Raw genomic sequence first — 19,466 nt, forward strand, 5'->3', positions numbered from 1 at the left:
CAGGTTAGTTTCAACTCAGTTGGCACGACGAAAACGGAGAAACGGTGCCTACGATCCAGCAGCTGGTCCGAAAGGGCCGGCAGGACAAGGTCGAGAAGAACAAGACGCCCGCACTGAAGGGTTCGCCCCAGCGTCGCGGCGTCTGCACGCGTGTGTACACGACCACCCCCAAGAAGCCGAACTCGGCTCTGCGTAAGGTCGCCCGTGTGCGCCTCACCAGCGGGATCGAGGTCACCGCTTACATTCCGGGCGAGGGCCACAACCTGCAGGAGCACTCCATCGTGCTCGTGCGCGGCGGTCGTGTGAAGGACCTGCCGGGTGTCCGCTACAAGATCATCCGCGGCTCCCTCGACACCCAGGGTGTCAAGAACCGCAAGCAGGCCCGCAGCCGCTACGGCGCCAAGAAGGAGAAGTAAGAATGCCTCGTAAGGGCCCTGCCCCGAAGCGTCCGGTCATCATCGACCCGGTTTACGGCTCTCCTGTGGTGACCCAGCTCGTCAACAAGATCCTGCTCCACGGCAAGCGCTCCACCGCCGAGCGCATCGTCTACGGTGCGCTCGAGGGTGTCCGCGAGAAGACCGGCAACGACCCGGTCGTCACGCTGAAGCGCGCCCTGGAGAACGTCAAGCCGACCCTCGAGGTCAAGTCCCGCCGTGTCGGTGGCGCGACCTACCAGGTGCCGGTCGAGGTCAAGCCGGGCCGTGCCAACACCCTGGCGCTGCGCTGGCTCGTCGGTTACTCCCGCGCCCGTCGCGAGAAGACCATGACCGAGCGTCTGCTCAACGAGATCCTGGACGCCTCCAACGGTCTGGGCGCCTCGGTGAAGCGTCGCGAGGACACCCACAAGATGGCCGAGTCCAACAAGGCCTTCGCGCACTACCGCTGGTAGTCCGAACCCCGTCAGAAACAGAAAGAGAGAGAAGCCACCATGGCTGCCACCTCCCTTGACCTCGCCAGGGTCCGCAACATCGGGATCATGGCGCACATCGACGCGGGCAAGACGACCACGACCGAGCGCATCCTGTTCTACACCGGCATCACCTACAAGATCGGTGAGGTCCACGACGGCGCTGCCACGATGGACTGGATGGAGCAGGAGCAGGAGCGCGGCATCACCATCACGTCCGCCGCGACCACCTGTCACTGGACGGTCGACGGCGTCGACAACACCATCAACATCATCGACACCCCGGGTCACGTCGACTTCACCGTCGAGGTGGAGCGCTCGCTGCGCGTGCTCGACGGTGCCGTCACGGTGTTCGACGGTGTGGCCGGTGTTGAGCCGCAGTCGGAGACGGTCTGGCGTCAGGCCGACCGCTACGGCGTGCCCCGCATCTGCTTCGTCAACAAGCTGGACCGCGTCGGTGCGGAGTTCTTCCGCTGCGTCGACTCCATCGTCGACCGGCTGAACGCCACGCCGCTGGTCATGCAGCTGCCGATCGGTGCCGAGGCCGACTTCTCCGGTGTCGTCGACCTGGTGAAGATGAAGGCGCTGGTCTGGTCCGCCGAGGCCGCCAAGGGCGAGATGTACGACGTCGTGGACATCCCCGAGTCGCACGCCGAGCTCGCCGAGGAGTACCGCGCCAAGCTGCTCGAGACCTCCGCCGAGGGCGACGACGAGCTGATGGAGATGTTCCTCGAGGGCCAGGAGCCCACCGAGGAGCAGCTGATCGCGGGCATCCGCCGCGGCACCATCGCCGGCGCCTTCACCCCGGTCTTCTGCGGCACCGCGTTCAAGAACAAGGGCGTCCAGCCCCTGCTCGACGCGGTCGTGAAGTACCTGCCGTCCCCGCTGGACATCGAGAGCATCAAGGGCCACAAGCCCGGTGACGAGTCGGTCGAGGTCTCCCGCAAGGCCTCCGACGACGAGCCGCTGGCCGCCCTGGCGTTCAAGATCATGTCCGACCCGCACCTGGGCAAGCTCACCTTCGTTCGCGTCTACTCCGGGCGTCTCGAGGCCGGCACCGCCGTCCTCAACTCGGTGAAGGGCAAGAAGGAGCGCATCGGCAAGATCTACCGCATGCACGCCAACAAGCGTGAGGAGATCGACTCGGTGGGCGCCGGCGACATCGTCGCCGTCATGGGCCTGAAGCAGACCACCACCGGTGAGACGCTGAGCGACGACAAGAACCCGGTCATCCTGGAGTCCATGGACTTCCCGGCCCCGGTCATCCGCGTCGCGATCGAGCCCAAGTCCAAGGGCGACCAGGAGAAGCTGGGTGTCGCCATCCAGCGTCTCGCGGAGGAGGACCCCTCCTTCCAGGTCAACACGGACGAGGAGACCGGCCAGACGATCATCGCGGGTATGGGCGAGCTGCACCTCGAGGTGCTGGTCGACCGTATGAAGCGCGAGTTCAAGGTCGAGGCGAACGTCGGTAAGCCGCAGGTGGCCTACCGCGAGACGATCCGCAAGGCCGTCGAGAAGGTCGACTACACCCACAAGAAGCAGACGGGTGGTTCCGGCCAGTTCGCCAAGGTCCAGATCTCGATCGAGCCGCTGGAGTCCGGCGAGGGCTACGAGTTCGTGAACGCCGTCACCGGTGGTCGCGTGCCTCGTGAGTACATCCCCTCGGTGGACGCCGGTGCGCAGGAGGCCATGGAGTTCGGTGTCCTCGCCGGCTACCCGCTCCAGGGCATCAAGGTGACGCTGCTCGACGGCCAGTCGCACGACGTCGACTCCTCCGAGCTCGCGTTCAAGATCGCCGGTTCGATGGCCTTCAAGGAGGCCGCGAAGAAGGCGTCCCCGGTCCTGCTCGAGCCGATGATGGCCGTCGAGGTCACCACGCCCGAGGACTACATGGGTGACGTGATCGGCGACATCAACTCCCGCCGTGGCCAGATCCAGGCCATGGAGGAGCGCCACGGCGCTCGCGTCGTCAAGGCGCTGGTGCCCCTGTCGGAGATGTTCGGCTACGTCGGCGACCTGCGCAGCAAGACGTCCGGCCGCGCCAGCTACTCCATGCAGTTCGACTCGTACGCCGAGGTTCCCAAGAACGTGGCGGAAGAGATCGTGGCCAAGGCCAAGGGCGAGTAAGTACCGCCTGATCCCATACGGGGTCAACCCGGTGCAAAACACCCCTTAGGCTGTGAGGAGGTGGTCCTGGGGCTCGTGAACCCGCGAGCCCCGGGCCCCTCCGGCCCCCACCCCAGACCACCTGACGTCGTACGGCGTACAGAAACTGTCCTCAGGAGGACCCCCAGTGGCTAAGGCCAAGTTCGAGCGGAGCAAGCCGCACGTCAACATCGGCACCATCGGTCACATCGACCACGGCAAGACCACGCTGACTGCCGCGATCACCAAGGTGCTGCACGACGCGTACCCGGACATCAACCCCTTCACGCCGTTCGACCAGATCGACAAGGCGCCGGAGGAGCGTCAGCGCGGTATCACCATCTCCATCGCGCACGTCGAGTACCAGACCGAGGCGCGTCACTACGCCCACGTCGACTGCCCGGGTCACGCCGACTACATCAAGAACATGATCACCGGTGCCGCGCAGATGGACGGCGCCATCCTCGTGGTCGCCGCCACCGACGGCCCGATGCCGCAGACCAAGGAGCACGTCCTCCTGGCCCGCCAGGTCGGCGTCCCCTACATCGTCGTGGCCCTGAACAAGGCCGACATGGTGGACGACGAGGAGATCCTGGAGCTCGTCGAGCTCGAGGTCCGCGAGCTGCTCTCCGAGTACGAGTTCCCGGGCGACGACCTCCCGGTCGTCCGCGTCTCCGCGCTGAAGGCGCTGGAGGGCGACAAGGAGTGGGGCGAGAAGCTCCTCGGCCTGATGCACGCGGTGGACGAGGCCATCCCGACCCCCGAGCGTGACGTCGACAAGCCGTTCCTGATGCCGATCGAGGACGTCTTCACGATCACCGGTCGTGGCACCGTCGTCACCGGCCGCATCGAGCGCGGTGTCCTGAAGGTCAACGAGACCGTCGACATCATCGGCATCAAGCCGGAGAAGACCTCCACCACGGTCACCGGCATCGAGATGTTCCGCAAGCTGCTCGACGAGGGCCAGGCCGGTGAGAACGTCGGTCTGCTGCTCCGCGGCATCAAGCGCGAGGACGTCGAGCGCGGCCAGGTCATCATCAAGCCGGGTTCGGTCACCCCGCACACCGACTTCGAGGCCCAGGCCTACATCCTGTCGAAGGACGAGGGTGGCCGCCACACCCCGTTCTTCAACAACTACCGCCCGCAGTTCTACTTCCGTACCACGGACGTGACCGGCGTCGTGACCCTCCCCGAGGGCACCGAGATGGTCATGCCGGGCGACAACACCGCCATGACGGTCGCGCTGATCCAGCCGGTCGCCATGGAGGAGGGCCTGAAGTTCGCCATCCGTGAGGGTGGCCGCACCGTCGGCGCCGGCCAGGTCACCAAGATCCTGAAGTAATTCAGGTCTCTGGGTAGTACCCGGTAAGAACGAGCCCCGCCTTCTGTCCTGATCGGGACAGTAGGCGGGGCTCGTGCGTTTTAGCATCGGATGCAGGTATTCGTTCGGGTTCGAGAGGCGGGTGGCAGCACATCGTGACGGCGCGGGGGACGGCCGGCATACGGCCGGAGGCGGGGGGACCGCCCAGATCGCGACGGAACAGCCGACGGAGGCACGGCCTGGCCGCGCTGTGGCTGGCGGCGTCCTGGATCCTGCCGCCGCTGCTGGTGTTCCTGCACGGCGGTCCCGTCCTGCTGGTCCTGGTGCTGCTCGGCACGGCGGCCGCGGTCCGCTCCGGGGGCGTGCTGCTGGACCGGCTGGTCCTGGCCGGGCTGCTGCTCTGCGGCGAGGTGCTGCTGCTGGGCCTGCTGCTCTCGGTCTGGCCGTGGGGGCTGTCCGTGCCGCTCTCCTGCTCGCTGCTGCTGACGGCGGCCGGGCTGTGGTGGTGGGCCGCGGGACGGCGTCCGGAGCTGCCGCTGCGGTTCCGCCCGAGCGACCTGCTGGTGCTCGGCACCGGCCTCTTCACGGCCCGTCAACTCCTGCGTCCGCTCCGGGGGTTGACCGACGTCCAGCAGCTCGCGTACGACGCGCAGGCGCCCGACGCCTACGTCCACTACGCCGTCCTCGACGGCATCCAGCGGCTGCACGGCTACCTGTTCCTGCACGCCGACGCGGCGCGGACGTTCGTCAAGACGCCGACGGAGACGGCCTACCCGCAGGGTTCGCACTTCCTGCTGGCCTGGATCGACCTGGTGCTGCGCGACGGCCGGGTGGAGACGGACGCGCTGGCCGGGTTCACCTGGCTCTTCCACGTCCAGCTGCTCCTGCTGGCGCTGCTGTCGGCGCTGGTCGTCTGGGGTGCGCGCTGGGTGGGCGGGCCGCGGCTGCGCGGCTGGCGCACCGGTGCCGTCTGCGGCCTGCTGGCCGGGCTGGTGACGGCGTCGCCGTTCGTGGTCCTGATCCGGTACGGCTTCTACTCCGAGGTGCTGGGCCTGGTCGTCGTGGCCGCGGCCGTCGCGCTGCTGGTGCGGCCGGCGTTCCCGCTCCCGGAGCAGGCCGCGGTGGTGGTCGCCGCGGGAACCGCGATCGCCTACACCTACAACGTCTACCTCGGCCTGTTCGGCTTCGCGGCCGTCGGACTGATGCTGGTGGAGCGGGCACGCATCCGCCCGGCGCTGCGCTGGTGGCTGCCGGTGGTGCTGCTGGGCGCGGGGCTCGCCGCGCTGCCCACCCTGATCGCGGTCACCACCTCGCTGAACGTCGCCGACCAGGCGAACGCGGGGGGCAGCCCGGCCAGCACCCAGTCGCTGCTGCTGCTGGTCGCCCTGGGGCTGCTGGTGCCGCTCACTCTGCTCCGGCCGGCGCTGCGCGGCGTGCCCGCGGCCCGGTCCGGTCTCGCCGTCGTCCTGGGCGGCGGGCTGACCCTGCTGGCCTTCGCCGCCTGGCAGCTGAGCACCCGGCACTCGCTCAGCTACTACTTCCACAAGGACGCCACCGGCACCGTCGTCGCGCTGCTGGTGCTCAGCGGCGGCGCGGGCTGGCTGCTGCGCCCGGCCCCCGTGCCGCGCGGCCGCTGGGGACGGGTCCCCGGCGCCCTGGCGGCGGTCGCGGCGACGGCGATAGCCGCGCTGCTCGCGCTGAACGTCGACTGGGGCGTGCAGACGCCGACGACGACGAACACCGCGTCCGCCTTCGCCGGACTGCCGCTGTCCGGCTGGGCGCACGGCGACTTCCGGGAGCCGGGGACCTCCCTCGACGTCGGGGGCGCCCGCAGCGGCCGCGCCGCCCAGGCCGACTACGGGGGCCGGACGCACAGCCGGGGCCCTGACCTCGACACCACCGCGCCGCCCGGAGCACAGGCCGCCGAGAGCAGGCAGCTGCGGGAGGCCACCGGGCCGGTCATGGTGCTGGACCGGGCGGACGGCTGGGCCAACCGCCGGGACAGCTTCCTCGCCGCGACCCTGCGGCACCGCCAGGGCGACATGACCGGCGTGGACATGGAGATATACCAGGTGGACATGGGCCCTGAGGTCCCGTCGCCCGCCGTCTACCGCAGCTCGCTGTGGCACCTGGCGGCAGCGGTCCGGGCCGAGCACGAGCCGGTGACGGTACTGGTCGCGAACGCCGAGCTGGCCGACCGGATCCGCCGCGACCTTCCGGTCCTGCTGCACGGAGCCCGGGTGACGGTCCGCCGGCTCGATCCCTTGGTCACGGCCCGGTAGGCGGCGGTTCGGGATCGGTTGTGAGCCGTCGCCCGTCCGACCGGCCGGTCAAGCGGCTTCCGGCGGCCGGATAGAGTGTGCTGGTTCGTTCTGGCTCCGAAAGGACGGCTGGTGTCCCGGACCCTCGTCTCAACCCAGGAGGACGGCCCCGCGACGGCGGTGCGGCCGCCCTCGCTGCGTTCGCGCGCGACGCGGCTGTGGGAACGCGTCCCTCCCCGGCTCCGGCTGCCCGTCGCCGTCTACGCCGCCTGCCAGCTGGTGCTGCTGGGCTGGTGGGCCGCGTTCTTCCCGGGGCTGATGAGCTACGACAGCATCGCCTACGTCTGGCAGGTCACCACCGACCACTGGCTGGGCAACCACTCGGTGCTCTACAACGCGCTGGTGTGGCTGTCCATCCAGATCTGCGGCGACCTGTGGCTGCTGACCCTGGTGCAGACGGTCGCCTACGCCGCGGCCTTCGCCTACACCTGCGTGGCGCTGCGCGATCTCGGCGTCCGCGGGCGCTGGAGCGCGCCGGCGGCCGTCGCCCTCGCGGTGCTGCCGGCGACCGGCTCGCTGGCCGTCTTCGTGTGGAAGGACTCCGCCTTCACGGCCAGCGCGCTGCTCGCCTTCGCCGCCTCGCTGCGCCTGATCGCCCGGCGGCTGAAGGGCCGTCAGGCCGTCCGCGACCGCGGCTTCTACCGGGAGCTTGCGCTGCTGGAGGCCGGGCTGCTCGGCATCGCGCTGTTCCGGAACAACAGCATCCTCGTGGTGCTGCTGGCCTTCCCCTTCCTGGTGTTCGCGCTGCAGCGGATGCGCCGCTGGATCACCGCGCTGACCGCCGCCACCACCGTGGTCTACCTGCTGCTGCAGTTCCTGGTCTATCCGGCCGTCGGCATCGTCATGCCGCGCACCGACCAGGTCTACGCCTTCAACTACGCGGACATCGCCGTCGCCTACGGCAAGGACCCGAGCAGCTTCACCGCCGCCGACCTGGCCGTGATGAAGAAGGTCGCCCCGCTCTCGCACTGGCGCGGCAACGGCGCCAACTGCTGGGACGTGGACGACACCATGCAGGCGCCCTTCGACCGGGCGGCCGCGAGCGCCAACAACGACCAGCTGCTGACCATCTGGACCGAGGTCCTCAAGCGGACCCCCCAGCTGGTGGCGTACGGCCACCTGTGCCGCTCGCAGATCGCCTGGGGCATCTTCCCCGGTCCCGGCGCCCTGCACGGCAACACGATGATCGCGCAGCCGGTCGTGCCCGCGAACCTCTTCGGCTGGGCCGACTGGAACAAGCAGATCAAGCACAGCCCCTACCGCTCCGAGCTGCGGATCCGCCCGCTCTCGGACACCCTGCACAAGGCCGCGAGCTGGTGGTACTACCTCAGCGAGACCCCGCAGCTGCAGTGGCTGCTGTGGCGCGGCGCGTTCTGGTGCTACCTGGCCTACGGCGTCGTGGCGCTGTGGATCCGGCGCCGCAGGCAGTGGGCCGCGATCGGACTGGCCGCGTTCACGGCCGGCCTGCAGCTGTCGGTGATCGCCGCCAACCCGGCGCCGCTGGCCCGCTACGTGCTGCCGGTGGTCTACCTCGGCGTCTTCTCGCTGACCCTGCTGCCGGCGCTGCGTACGCCCCGCCGCGGCGGCGAGGAGCCGGAGGCCTGACCCCGGGGGCCGACGGACCGTCGGCCCCCGCACGGCTCCTGACGACGCGTCAGGAGCCGTGCCGCATCCGCCAGGACGCCCAGGCCGAGGAGACCATGTCGGTCAGGTCGTAGCGGGCGGACCAGCCCAGCTCCTTGGCGATCAGCTCGGCGGAGGCGACCACCCGGGGGGAGTCCCCGGGACGGCGGGGCACCACCTCGGGGGTGGTGTCCCTGCCGGTGACCTCGGCCACCACGTCGAGCACCTGGCGCACCGAGACGCCCTCGCCGCGGCCGATGTTGAGCACGAGCTGGGTCCGCTCGTCCCGCTCCAGCCGGTCCGCGGCCGCGACGTGCGCGTCGGCGACGTCCGCGACGTGGATGTAGTCGCGGATGCAACTGCCGTCCGGCGTCGGGTAGTCGTCGCCGAAGAGGCGGGGGCGCTCCCCGGCCTCCAGTCGCTCGAAGACCATCGGGACGAGGTTGAACACGCCAGGGTCGCCCAGTTCGGGGGCGGCCGCGCCGGCCACGTTGAAGTAGCGCAGCGAGACCGTGCCCATGCCGTGGGCCCGGCCGGCGGCCCGGACCAGCCACTCGCCGACGAGCTTGGTCTCGCCGTAGGGGCTGAGCGGCGCGCACGGCGTGTCCTCGGTGACCAGCTCGGCGTCCGGCATGCCGTAGACCGCGGCGGAGGAGGAGAGCAGGAAGCCCCTGACCCCGCCCGCAGCGGCCGCCTCCAATACGGTGCGCAGGCCCTCGACGTTCTCCCGGTAGTACCGCAGCGGCTGCTCCACCGACTCGCCGACCTGCTTCTTCGCGGCGATGTGCAGCACCCCGCGTACGCCGTGCTCGCGGATCGTCCGGGCCACCAGCTCGCCGTCCAGGGTCGAGCCGCGCACCAAGGGCACGTCCGCGGGGACGAGCCCCGCGTCGCCGGTGCTCAGGTCGTCCAGGACGACGACCTGACGGCCGCTCGCACGCATGGCGCGCACGACATGTGCGCCGATGAATCCGGCACCGCCGGTGATCAACCAGGTCATGAACTCGCTCTTCGCTCGGCTGCGGGTCAGCGCGAGCGTACCGCGTGGCGGATCATGGCCCGGGCGCCGGGAAGCCCGGCCTTGGTCACCGCCCCGGGCAGCATGGTGAGCGCGTGCAGCCGCGAGGACAGGTGCAGCCGGGACACCTTGGCGGCCCGGTGCCAGCCGTGGGCCTCCAGCCGGTCCCCGGTCTCGGCGAAGAACCGCCGGGCCTCGTCGAAGCGTTCGCCGCTGAAGGCCTTGGCCGACGACTCGCTGGCCGCGTGCCGGCGGTAGCTGAAGCACAGCTCCGGGCTGACGGCCAGGGTCGCCCCGTCCAGCAGGAGGTCGACGACGAGGGCGAGGTCCTGGATGACGCCGAGGTCCTTGCGGAAGCCGTGCCGGCGGACGTCCTCGGTGCGCCAGCAGACCGACGGGAAGTACAGCCAGTTGCCGCGCAGCAGGCTCGCCGCCAGCTCCTCGCCGCCGAGCAGTCCGGCGGGGGGCTGCTTCGGGGCGTAGATCATCCGCTTGGTGCGGTCGGCCAGGGTGTCGTAGGGCTGCCCGTCGGAGCCGATGACCTCGACGCCGGGCTGCACCAGCCACGCCTCCGGGTGCCGGGCCAGGGCCGCCCGTACCACCGCGAGGTAGTTGGGGTGCATCAGGTCGTCGCAGCCCATCATCACCATGCGCTCGTACTCGGCGAGTTCGACGCAGCGGTTGAAGTTGCCGGTGACGCCCAGGTTCTGCGGATTGCGGAAGTAGCGGACCCGGGGGTCGGCCAGCTCCTCGAACCACTCCGGGACGCCGGGCTCGCGCCCGTCGTCCACGACGGTGAGGCGCCAGTCGTCGCCGTCCTGGGCGAGGACGCTGCGCACGGCGTCCTGCATCTGCCCGACATCGCCGTAGTAGGGCAGCAGGATGTCGAACCCCGGTGCTGCGCTGGTCACTTGGCCGCTGCTCCCGCCAGTTCGCGGGTCTCCTCGCGGCGCGGGACCTCGGGCATCCGCCGGATCATCGCCAGCAGCAGCACGAACCCGGCGCGGCCCAGGTAGACCATGGCCTTCAGCGGGGAGGCGCTCGGCGTCCCGGTGGTGCGCTCCCGCATCGCCACCGGTATCTGACGCACCGTGAAACCGCAGCGGATCGCGCCGACCATGCTCTCCACGGTGTCGCCGAGGTACTCCACCGGGTACCAGTGGGCGAAGAACTCGATCAGGTTCCGGTTGCAGGCGCGGAAGCCCGACGTGGTGTCCGTGAGCCGGGTCCTGGCGATCCGTGACAGCACGACGGACAGCAGCTTCATGGCCCACTTGCGCGGACCGCGGACGGTGTAGGCGCCCTCCCCGGCGAAGCGGGCGCCGATCACCAGGTCCGCCTGGCCCAGCGCGGCGACCAGCTGGGGGACGTAGGCCGGGTCGTGCTGGCCGTCCGCGTCGCACTGGATGGCGATGTCGTAGCCGTGCTCGTAGGCGTAGCGGTAGCCCAGCCGCATCGCGCCGCCGACGCCCAGGTTGTAGGGGAGCCGGGCGACCGCGGTGGCGCCGTAGGCGGCGGCCACGGCGGCCGTCTCGTCCGCGGATCCGTCGTCCACGACGAGGGTGTCCACCGACGGCAGCTTCTCCTGGATCTCCTTCAGGATGGCCGGCAGGCCCTCCGACTCGTTCCAGGCGGGCAGGATGAGCAGGACGCGCTGGTTCATCGGGCGGACACCTCGTGGTTGTCGGTCTGGCCCTGGTGGAGCTCCTCACGGAGCTCGGCGAGCGCGGAGCCCTGCTGCTCCAGGGTGGTGCGGAGCAGGGCGATGTCCTCGGCGAGGGTGCGGGTCTCCTCCTCCAGCCGGCTGGACTCCCAGCTGAGGTGCAGGCTGACCAGCAGGACCAGGATGAAGCCGGCGAAGAGCACCAGGCTCGCGCCGCTGGCGACGCCGAGGTTGTGCGCGATGCCGTCGAGCAGGCTCGGGAAGAAGCCGACCGGGACCACGACCAGGCCGATGGCCAGCCAGATGGCCGCGTACTTCTCCCGCAGCTGCTGGCGGCGCAGCAGTTCCAGGATGCTCCCGAGCACCAGCAGGCTGGTGATCGAGGTGAGCACGGAGAGTTGCACTGCCGTGGCCTTTCGCAGTCGAGGGCTGGGGAAAGCGTATCCGGTCAGAGGGAACGATGCGTTTCCTGCCGGATGGGGTGCGCTGCGTCCGGAGGCAGCTGCCGCGCGGGCGGCTCGGCTTCGGGCAGCACGGGCCGCCGGACCAGCAGGAGCAGGACCGCGGCCGTGGCCGTGGACCCGGCGAACCAGCCGAGCTCGGCCCGGGTGGCCGCGGACGCCGGGACGAAGGAGACGGCCACCAGGACGGCCGTGCCCACGGTCCAGCCCAGCAGCTGAAGCCGGTGCAGGCCCATGGCGGCGAGCGCCTGGCCGAGCACGAGGGCCAGCATGTAGGCCATCGTCCCGGCCGCGAACCAGAAGTAGTCCAGAGAACGGAGAACATCCGGTGAGTTCATGAACGTGTGGGTCAGCCAGCGGCCCAGCAGCACCGAGGGCACGCCCCCGGCGACGCCCAGCGCCGCGATGACCGCGCAGGTGCGCAGCAGCATCCGCTGGAAGCCGGGCCGGTCCCCGGCGGTGGCCGCCGCGGAGAGCCCGGTCATCAGCGTCGGCTGCAGCGAGCCGAAGACGAACAGCGGGACCCGGCACAGCACGCCGGCCGTGAGCACCGCGAAGGTCAGGTCGCTGTTGGTGTCGAGCAGACCGATGACCAGCACCGGTGCGTTGACGACCAGTTGGGCCAGGACCGAGGAGCCGGCCATCAGGCCCATGTGCTCCAGCAGCTCCCCCCAGGGCATCGGGGGTCCGGGCCGCGAGCGGCGCAGCGCCGGACGCAGCGTCAGCAGCATGGCCAGCAGCGGGCCGGCGCCCAGGACCAGGCCGTAGGCGAGGGCCTGGTGCACCCCGGCCAGGACCAGGCCGAGCGAGAGCACGATCCGCAGCAGGCCGTCCAGGCCCAGCGACCAGCCGTAGGCGTCGAACAGGCCGAGGCCGGCCAGCATGCCGCGGACCAGGTACACCGCGGCCATGCCGACGAGCGCGGCGCCGAAGGCCCAGACCAGGCCCAGGTCCCCGGCGAAGAGGTGGTCCGCCAGCGGCCGCGCCGCCAGCGCCAGCGCGCCGCAGAGCACCGCCAGCACGACGACGGTGAGCCAGGTGGCCCGGCGCAGCACCGGCAGCACGCCCTCGCCGCGCACCTCGCGGGCGGCGACGACCCGGGTCAGCTCCTGCTCGACCGGGAAGAACAGGCCCAGGCTCAGGGTCATCACCAGCGACCAGAGCTCGGACACCGCGGCCCGCGCGTCGGAGGAGAGCGCGTGCCCGGCGACGGCGATCTGGATGTAGGAGGCCGCGCCGAGCACCAGCGTCCCGCCGATCACCAGGTGGGTGCCGGGCGGGATGAACCGGAGCGCCTTGGCGAGCGGGCTAGCCATGATCGGCGACCCCGGGGGCCGCGGCGCGGGCCGCCGCGGCGAGCGCGGCGAAGCCGGGGCGCCCCAGCGCCTGCGTCAACTGCTGCTGCCACTCCGGCAGTTGGGTCAGTCCAGCGGCCGCCCAGCGGTCGTGGCCGAGCACGCTGAAGGCCGGCCGCCGGGCCGGGCGTGGGAAGGCGTCGGTGGTGGTGGGGCGGACGCGCTCCGGGTCCAGTCCGGCCAGCCGGAACACCTCGCGGGCCAGACCGAACCACGTGGTCCGCCCGGCGGCGGTGCCGTGGTAGACGCCCGCCGGGGCGGCACCGGCCAGCGCGGCCAGACCCAGCGCGTGCAACTGGCGGGCCAGGGCGTCGGTCCACGTCGGCTGGCCCTGCTGGTCGTCGACGACGCTCAGGGTCTCCCGCTGGGCGGCCAGCTTGAGCATGGTGGCGACGAAGTTGCCGCCGTGCTCGCCGTAGAGCCAGGCGGTGCGGACGGTGTACCCGGTCTCCGGCAGCAGTTCGGCCACCGCCTGCTCGCCGAGCAGCTTGGTGCGGCCGTACGCGTTGACCGGACCGGTCGCGGCCGACTCCGCGTAGGGCTCGGCCGCGTCGCCGGGCAGGACGTAGTCGGTGGACACCTGCAGCAGCCGCGCGCCGCTGTCGGCGCAGGCCGCCGCCAGGTGGCGCACGCCGGTGCCGTTGACCGCGGCGGCGGCGTCCTCCGCCGACTCCGCGCCGTCCACGTCGGTCCAGGCCGCGCAGTTGACGACCAGGTCGTGCCCGGCCACCGCGGCCTTGACCGCGGCGGCGTCGGTGACGTCCAGCTCGGCGCGGGTCAGCGCGGTGGCCTCCGCGCCGGCGGCGGCGAGCACGGCCAGCAGGTCCCGGCCGAGCATCCCGCCCGCGCCGGTCACCAGCCAACGAGTCGTCACGACAGCGCCGCCTTCTCCTTGAGCGGCTCCCACCAGGCCCGGTTCTCGCGGTACCAGGCGACGGTGGCCGCCAGGCCGTCCTCGAAGGACACCTGCGGGGTGTAGCCCAGCTCCTCGCTGATCTTGCTGATGTCCAGCGAGTAGCGCAGGTCGTGACCCTTGCGGTCCTCGACCGGGACGACCATGTCCCAGCCCTGCCCGGTGGCCTCCAGCAGACGCTCCGTCAGCTCACGGTTGGTCAGTTCGGTGCCGCCGCCGATGTTGTAGACCTCGCCCGCGCGGCCCTTGACCAGCGCCAGCTGGATGCCGCGGCAGTGGTCCGAGACGTGCAGCCAGTCGCGGACGTTGGCGCCGGTGCCGTAGAGCGGCACCTTCTTCCCGTCGATCAGGTTCGTGGTGAACAGCGGGATGACCTTCTCGGGGAACTGGTAGTGCCCGTAGTTGTTGGAGCAGCGGGTCACCACCACGTCCATCCCGTGCGTGCGGTGGTACGCCAGCGCCAGCAGGTCGGAGCCCGCCTTGGAGGCGCTGTAGGGGGAGTTGGGGCTCAGCGGCCACTCCTCCGTCCACGAGCCCTCGGCGATCGAGCCGTACACCTCGTCGGTGGAGACGTGCACGAAGCGGCCGACGCCGTGCTTGCGGGCCGCGTCCAGCAGCACCTGCGTGCCCAGCACGTTGGTGGTGACGAAGGGCCCGGCGCCCGCGATCGACCGGTCCACGTGCGACTCGGCGGCGAAGTGGACGACCGCGTCCTGACCGGCCATCACCTGGTCGACGGCGTCCTGGTCGCAGATGTCGCCCCGCACGAAGCGGTAGCCGGCGTGGTCCGCGACCGGGGCCAGGTTGGCCTCCACCCCGGAGTAGGTGAGCTTGTCCAGCACCGTGACCTGCGCGCCCTGGGGCAGCGCCGCACGGTCGGACAGCAGCTGGCGGACGAACTCCGACCCGATGAACCCGGCGCCGCCGGTGACGAGAATGCGCATAATGCGTCAGCATAGGCGGGCCGGGTGAGAGCCGTACGCGCGGTGCCGCATAGAGTGGGCCCCATGCGCGGCATTCTCCTGGCCGGTGGCACCGGCTCGCGGCTCTGGCCGCTGACCAGGGCGGTCTCGAAGCAGCTGATGCCCGTCTACGACAAGCCCATGGTCTACTACCCGCTGGCCACCCTGATGATGGCCGGGATCCGGGAGATCCTGGTGGTCACCACCCCCCAGGACCAGGACCAGTTCCGGCGCCTGCTCGGCGACGGCTCCCAGTGGGGCCTGCGACTCGAGTACGCGGCGCAGGAGCGCCCCGAGGGCATCGCCCAGGCCTTCCTGCTCGGCGCGGACTTCGTCGGCGACGAGTCGGTGGCCCTGGTGCTCGGCGACAACATCTTCCACGGCAGCGGCCTCGGCACCCGACTCGCCAGCGAGAACCGGGAGTTGACCGGCGGCCGGATCTTCGCCTACCCCGTCGCCGACCCCAGCGCGCTCGGCGTCGTCGAGTTCGACGCGGACGGCCGGGTGCTCTCCATCGAGGAGAAGCCGGAGAAGCCCAAGTCCCGCTACGCGGTCCCGGGCCTGTACTTCTACGACAACCAGGTGGTGGAGATCGCCCGCGGGCTGAAGCCCAGCGCCCGGGGCGAGCTGGAGATCACCGCCGTCAACGAGGCGTACCTGCGCCGCAGCGAGCTGCGGGTGACCAAGCTCGACCGGGGCACCGTCTGGCTGGACACCGGCACCTTCGAGCTGATGGTCCAGGCCTCCGAGTACGTCCGGGTGATCGAGCAGCGGCAGGGCTACAAGGTCGGCTGCGTCGAGGAGATCGCCTGGCGCATGGGGTACATCGACGCCGCGCAGCTGCGCGACCTCGCCGAGCCGCTGCTCAAGAGCGGCTACGGCCAGTACCTGGTCAACATCCTGGACGAAGGGGCACAGAGGTGAAGATCCGTCCGCTGGGCATCGAGGGCGCCTGGGAGATCACGCCCGTGCTGCACGGGGACCCGCGCGGGCTCTTCACCGAGTGGTTCCGCTTCGACCGGCTGGCGGAGGCGGTGGGCCACCCGCTGCGGCTGGCCCAGGGCAACCTGTCGGTCTCCGCCGCGGGCGTGGTCCGCGGCATCCACTTCGCCGACGTGCCGCCGAGCCAGGCCAAGTACGTCACCTGCGTCCGCGGCGCGGTGCTCGACGTCATCGTCGACATCCGGGTGGGCTCGCCGACCTTCGGCCAGTGGGAGGGCGTCCGCCTCGACGAGGAGGAGCGGAAGGCGGTCTACCTGTCCGAGGGCCTCGGCCACGGCTTCTGCGCCCTGACCGACGACGCGACGCTCAGCTACCTCTGCAGCGAGACCTACAACCCGACCGGCGAGCACGGCATCCACCCGCTCGACCCGGACCTGGCCGTCGAGTGGCCGGCCGCGGCCCCGCAGCTGTCCGCCAAGGACGAGGCCGCGCCCACCCTGGCCGAGGCCCGCGCGGCCGGCCTGCTGCCGCGGTACGAGGACTGTCTCGCCTATTACCGGCAGCTGAACGGCTCCTGACGAGGCCTCAGGGCGGGGGCGAACCGGTGCGCCCGCCTTGATTGGCCAGCACTCTGTCCGGTATGGCACACTGGCCAGGTTGCTCGATCGAGCGCCGATGCCGTGCGCCCTCTGTCCGAGGGACCGGAAGCGAGTCCCACAGTACTCGTCGTGCCCGTGATGGCCGTATGCCTGTGATCCGCCCTGCGCGGACGAGGTGCGGCAGCTGCGGCGCGGAAGTACGGGAATCTTCCGGGAAGCATGTGCGGAGGTGCCGATCCGGTGTTTCGGCACGTCCTTTTTTACGGGGACGATCGCGACACGCCCGACCGCGTGGGTCGGACGAACGTGCGGGACACCACCCAGACCCCCACCCGGGGGCCCTGGGTCGCAGAGGCAGCAAGACGACAAGAAGGACTACGAAGTAGCCATGGCGGGACAGAAGATCCGCATCCGGCTCAAGGCCTACGACCACGAGGTCATCGACTCCTCGGCGAAGAAGATCGTCGAGACGGTGACGCGTACTGGTGCGCAGGTCGCGGGCCCGGTGCCGCTGCCCACTGAGAAGAACGTGTACTGCGTCATCCGCTCGCCGCACAAGTACAAGGACTCGCGCGAGCACTTCGAGATGCGCACGCACAAGCGCCTGATCGACATCCTCGACCCGACGCCCAAGACCGTTGACTCTCTGATGCGACTCGACCTGCCGGCCGGTGTCGACATCGAGATCAAGCTCTGAGGGGCGTGAGCTGAGAATGGCTAAGCAGATCAAGGGCATCCTGGGCGAGAAGCTCGGCATGACCCAGGTTTGGGACGAGAACAACCGGATCGTTCCGGTGACCGTCGTCAAGGCCGGGCCGAACGTCGTGACCCAGGTCCACACCGCCGACGGCACCGGCTACGACGCCGTGCAGATCGGCTTCGGCGACATCGACCCGCGCAAGGTGAACAAGCCCCTCGCGGGCCACTTCGCCAAGGCCGGCGTGACCCCGCGCCGCCACCTGGTGGAGCTGCGCACCTCGGACGCCTCCGAGTACACCCTGGGCCAGGAGATCACCGCTGAGGTGTTCGAGGCCGGTGTCAAGGTCGACGTGACCGGCACCTCCAAGGGCAAGGGCTTCGCCGGTGTCATGAAGCGCCACAACTTCCGTGGCCTCGGCGCCGGGCACGGCACGCAGCGCAAGCACCGCTCTCCCGGCTCCATCGGTGGCTGCGCCACCCCGGGCCGCGTGTTCAAGGGCCTGCGCATGGCGGGCCGCATGGGCCACGAGCGTGTCACCACGCAGAACCTGACCGTCCACGCCGTTGACGCGGAGAAGGGTCTGCTGCTCATCAAGGGCGCGGTCCCCGGTCCGAACGGCGGCCTCGTCCTGGTCCGCACTGCGGCGAAGGGGGCCTGAAGCAATGAGCACCATCAACGTTCTCTCCCCCGCGGGTGAGACCGTCGGCACCGTCGAGCTGCCCGCTGAGATCTTCGACGCCAAGGTCAGCGTTCCGCTGATGCACCAGGTCGTCGTCGCTCAGCTCGCCGCCGCTCGTCAGGGCACCCACAAGGCGAAGAACCGCGGCGAGGTCCGCGGTGGCGGCAAGAAGCCGTACCGCCAGAAGGGCACCGGCCGCGCCCGTCAGGGTTCGACCCGTGCGCCGCAGTTCGCCGGTGGTGGCGTCGTGCACGGTCCCGTGCCGCGTGACTACTCGCAGCGGACCCCGAAGAAGATGAAGGCCGCCGCCCTCCGCGGTGCCCTCACCGACCGGGCGCGCAACAACCGCATCCACGTCGTCACCGGCGTGACCGCGACCGAGGCGCCGTCCACCAAGGCTGCCCGCACGCTGCTCGGCAAGATCAGCGAGCGCAAGAACGTCCTGCTGGTCATCGAGCGCGATGACGAGCTGGCCCTCAAGAGCGCCCGCAACCTGCCGACCGTGCACATCCTGGACGCCGGTCAGCTGAACACCTACGACGTGCTCGTCTCCGACGACGTGGTCTTCACCCAGGCCGCCTTCGAGCGCTTTGTGGCCGGTCCGGTCGCTTCCGCCAAGGCTGTCGCCGCTGAGGGCGAGCTCGATGGGAGCGCCGCCTGATGAGCGACATCACGAGCAAGACGTACACGGACCCCCGTGACGTCCTGATCAAGCCGGTCATCTCGGAGAAGAGCTACGCGCTGCTCGACGAGAACAAGTACACGTTCATCGTGTCGCCGGACGCCAACAAGACCCAGATCAAGCAGGCCGTCGAGGCGGTCTTCTCGGTCAAGGTCGCCAACGTCAACACGCTGAACCGCCAGGGCAAGCGCAAGCGCTCCCGCACCGGCTTCGGCAAGCGCAAGGACACCAAGCGCGCCATCGTGACGCTGGCAGAGGGCAACCGCATCGACATCTTCGGGGCTCCGACCGCCTGAGCGGCCGGGATTCCGTAACGGTTAAGGACAGAAGAAGCCATGGGCATCCGCAAGTACAAGCCGACAACGCCGGGCCGTCGCGGCTCCAGCGTTGCCGACTTTGTCGAGATCACGCGGTCCGAGCCGGAGAAGTCGCTGGTCCGCCCGCTGCACAGCAAGGGCGGTCGTAACAACACCGGTCGCGTGACTGTTCGCCACCAGGGTGGCGGCCACAAGCGCGCGTACCGCGTGATCGACTTCCGTCGTCACGACAAGGACGGCATCCCGGCCAAGGTCGCTCACATCGAGTACGACCCGAACCGCACCGCACGCATCGCTCTCCTGCACTACGCGGACGGCGAGAAGCGCTACATCATCGCCCCGGCCAAGCTGGCCCAGGGCGACCGGGTTGAGGCCGGCCCCAACGCCGACATCAAGCCGGGCAACAACCTCCCGCTGCGCAACATCCCGGTGGGTACGGTCATCCACGCCATCGAGCTCCGGCCCGGTGGCGGCGCGAAGATCGCCCGCTCCGCCGGTTCCTCCGTGCAGCTCCTGGCCAAGGAGGGCGTCTACGCGCACCTCCGCATGCCGTCGGGTGAGGTCCGCCTGGTCGACGCCCGCTGCCGCGCCACTGTCGGCGAGGTCGGCAACGCCGAGCAGTCGAACATCAACTGGGGCAAGGCCGGCCGTATGCGCTGGAAGGGCGTCCGCCCGACCGTGCGTGGTGTGGCCATGAACCCGATCGACCACCCGCACGGTGGTGGTGAGGGCAAGACCTCCGGTGGTCGCCACCCGGTGTCCCCGTGGGGTCAGAAGGAGGGTCGCACCCGCCGGCCGAACAAGGCCAGCGACAAGCTGATCGTCCGCCGCCGCAAGACGAACAAGAAGCGCTAGGAG

Annotated in this window: 20 protein-coding genes; 13 read left to right on the top strand and 7 right to left on the bottom strand. The window is 70.3% G+C overall.

Annotated features, from left to right (window positions below; all coding sequences use genetic code 11):
• The first annotated feature begins 44 nt into the window (after positions 1–44).
• The 6 genes from rpsL (at position 45) to ACFP3V_RS27250 (ending at position 8,299) form a co-directional block, all read left to right on the top strand.
• The gene (gene rpsL, locus ACFP3V_RS27225; protein ID WP_014144289.1) at positions 45–416 is read left to right on the top strand and encodes a 30S ribosomal protein S12; all 372 of its coding nucleotides are present in this window, start codon (positions 45–47) and stop codon (positions 414–416) included.
• A 2-nt stretch (positions 417–418) separates the two neighbouring features.
• Positions 419–889 (top strand): 30S ribosomal protein S7, encoded by a 471-nt coding sequence (gene rpsG, locus ACFP3V_RS27230; RefSeq protein WP_380588830.1) that lies wholly within the window; start codon positions 419–421, stop codon positions 887–889.
• Between the two features lie 39 nt (positions 890–928).
• Complete coding sequence (gene fusA, locus ACFP3V_RS27235; RefSeq protein WP_380588832.1) at positions 929–3,034, top strand: elongation factor G; 2,106 nt, start codon at positions 929–931, stop codon at positions 3,032–3,034.
• Between the two features lie 166 nt (positions 3,035–3,200).
• Positions 3,201–4,394: an elongation factor Tu gene (gene tuf / locus ACFP3V_RS27240; protein ID WP_380588835.1), complete on the top strand. Its 1,194-nt coding sequence runs from the start codon at positions 3,201–3,203 to the stop codon at positions 4,392–4,394.
• A gap of 266 nt (positions 4,395–4,660) precedes the next feature.
• Positions 4,661–6,655, top strand: coding sequence for a hypothetical protein (locus ACFP3V_RS27245; protein WP_380588838.1), 1,995 nt, complete (start codon positions 4,661–4,663; stop codon positions 6,653–6,655).
• Positions 6,656–6,766: 111 nt separating this feature from the next.
• Positions 6,767–8,299: a hypothetical protein gene (locus ACFP3V_RS27250; RefSeq protein WP_380588841.1), complete on the top strand. Its 1,533-nt coding sequence runs from the start codon at positions 6,767–6,769 to the stop codon at positions 8,297–8,299.
• Between the two features lie 49 nt (positions 8,300–8,348).
• Here ACFP3V_RS27250 and galE read toward each other — a convergent pair whose 3' ends face one another.
• The 7 genes from galE to rfbB are packed head-to-tail and all read right to left on the bottom strand — an operon-like array spanning position 8,349 to position 14,671.
• Complete coding sequence (gene galE, locus ACFP3V_RS27255) at positions 8,349–9,317, bottom strand: UDP-glucose 4-epimerase GalE (RefSeq protein ID WP_380588844.1); 969 nt, start codon at positions 9,315–9,317, stop codon at positions 8,349–8,351.
• Positions 9,318–9,343: 26 nt separating this feature from the next.
• Positions 9,344–10,246 carry a glycosyltransferase family 2 protein gene (locus ACFP3V_RS27260; RefSeq protein WP_380588847.1) on the bottom strand — a complete coding sequence of 301 codons (903 nt, stop codon included), beginning with the start codon at positions 10,244–10,246 and terminating at the stop codon, positions 9,344–9,346.
• Positions 10,243–10,998, bottom strand: a complete 756-nt coding sequence (locus ACFP3V_RS27265) for a glycosyltransferase family 2 protein (RefSeq protein WP_380588850.1) — start codon at positions 10,996–10,998, stop codon at positions 10,243–10,245. The genes ACFP3V_RS27260 and ACFP3V_RS27265 overlap by 4 nt, the downstream gene beginning before the upstream one ends.
• A complete protein-coding gene (locus ACFP3V_RS27270; RefSeq protein ID WP_380588853.1) occupies positions 10,995–11,402 on the bottom strand; it encodes a DUF2304 domain-containing protein in 408 nt (135 codons plus the stop codon). The genes ACFP3V_RS27265 and ACFP3V_RS27270 overlap by 4 nt, the downstream gene beginning before the upstream one ends.
• Before the next feature lie 44 nt (positions 11,403–11,446).
• Entirely contained in the window at positions 11,447–12,775 is a 1,329-nt protein-coding gene (locus ACFP3V_RS27275; RefSeq protein WP_380588856.1) for a lipopolysaccharide biosynthesis protein, read from the bottom strand.
• Positions 12,768–13,652, bottom strand: coding sequence for a dTDP-4-dehydrorhamnose reductase (rfbD, locus tag ACFP3V_RS27280; protein WP_380588992.1), 885 nt, complete (start codon positions 13,650–13,652; stop codon positions 12,768–12,770). The genes ACFP3V_RS27275 and rfbD overlap by 8 nt, the downstream gene beginning before the upstream one ends.
• Before the next feature lie 32 nt (positions 13,653–13,684).
• A complete protein-coding gene (gene rfbB / locus ACFP3V_RS27285) occupies positions 13,685–14,671 on the bottom strand; it encodes a dTDP-glucose 4,6-dehydratase (protein WP_380588859.1) in 987 nt (328 codons plus the stop codon).
• Positions 14,672–14,734: 63 nt separating this feature from the next.
• On the opposite strand from rfbB, the gene rfbA reads away from it, so the two are divergent.
• The 7 genes from rfbA to rplB all read left to right on the top strand — a co-directional run bounded on the left by rfbA (position 14,735) and on the right by rplB (position 19,463).
• Positions 14,735–15,613, top strand: a complete 879-nt coding sequence (gene rfbA / locus ACFP3V_RS27290; RefSeq protein WP_380588862.1) for a glucose-1-phosphate thymidylyltransferase RfbA — start codon at positions 14,735–14,737, stop codon at positions 15,611–15,613.
• Positions 15,614–15,615: 2 nt separating this feature from the next.
• Positions 15,616–16,209 (top strand): dTDP-4-dehydrorhamnose 3,5-epimerase family protein, encoded by a 594-nt coding sequence (locus ACFP3V_RS27295; RefSeq protein WP_380588995.1) that lies wholly within the window; start codon positions 15,616–15,618, stop codon positions 16,207–16,209.
• 409 nt (positions 16,210–16,618) lie between these two features.
• Positions 16,619–16,927: a 30S ribosomal protein S10 gene (gene rpsJ, locus ACFP3V_RS27300; protein WP_020549238.1), complete on the top strand. Its 309-nt coding sequence runs from the start codon at positions 16,619–16,621 to the stop codon at positions 16,925–16,927.
• A gap of 16 nt (positions 16,928–16,943) precedes the next feature.
• Complete coding sequence (rplC, locus tag ACFP3V_RS27305; protein ID WP_380588865.1) at positions 16,944–17,588, top strand: 50S ribosomal protein L3; 645 nt, start codon at positions 16,944–16,946, stop codon at positions 17,586–17,588.
• 4 nt (positions 17,589–17,592) lie between these two features.
• Positions 17,593–18,270 carry a 50S ribosomal protein L4 gene (gene rplD / locus ACFP3V_RS27310; protein WP_380588867.1) on the top strand — a complete coding sequence of 226 codons (678 nt, stop codon included), beginning with the start codon at positions 17,593–17,595 and terminating at the stop codon, positions 18,268–18,270.
• On the top strand, positions 18,270–18,587 hold the full coding sequence (gene rplW, locus ACFP3V_RS27315) for a 50S ribosomal protein L23 (protein ID WP_380588870.1): 318 nt from the start codon (positions 18,270–18,272) through the stop codon (positions 18,585–18,587). The genes rplD and rplW overlap by 1 nt, the downstream gene beginning before the upstream one ends.
• 39 nt (positions 18,588–18,626) lie before the next feature.
• Complete coding sequence (rplB, locus tag ACFP3V_RS27320) at positions 18,627–19,463, top strand: 50S ribosomal protein L2 (protein ID WP_380588873.1); 837 nt, start codon at positions 18,627–18,629, stop codon at positions 19,461–19,463.
• The last annotated feature ends 3 nt before the right edge of the window (positions 19,464–19,466 follow it).

It is taken from the genome of Streptacidiphilus monticola (genome assembly GCF_042658505.1).
Taxonomy (GTDB): Bacteria; Actinomycetota; Actinomycetes; order Streptomycetales; family Streptomycetaceae; genus Streptacidiphilus; species Streptacidiphilus monticola.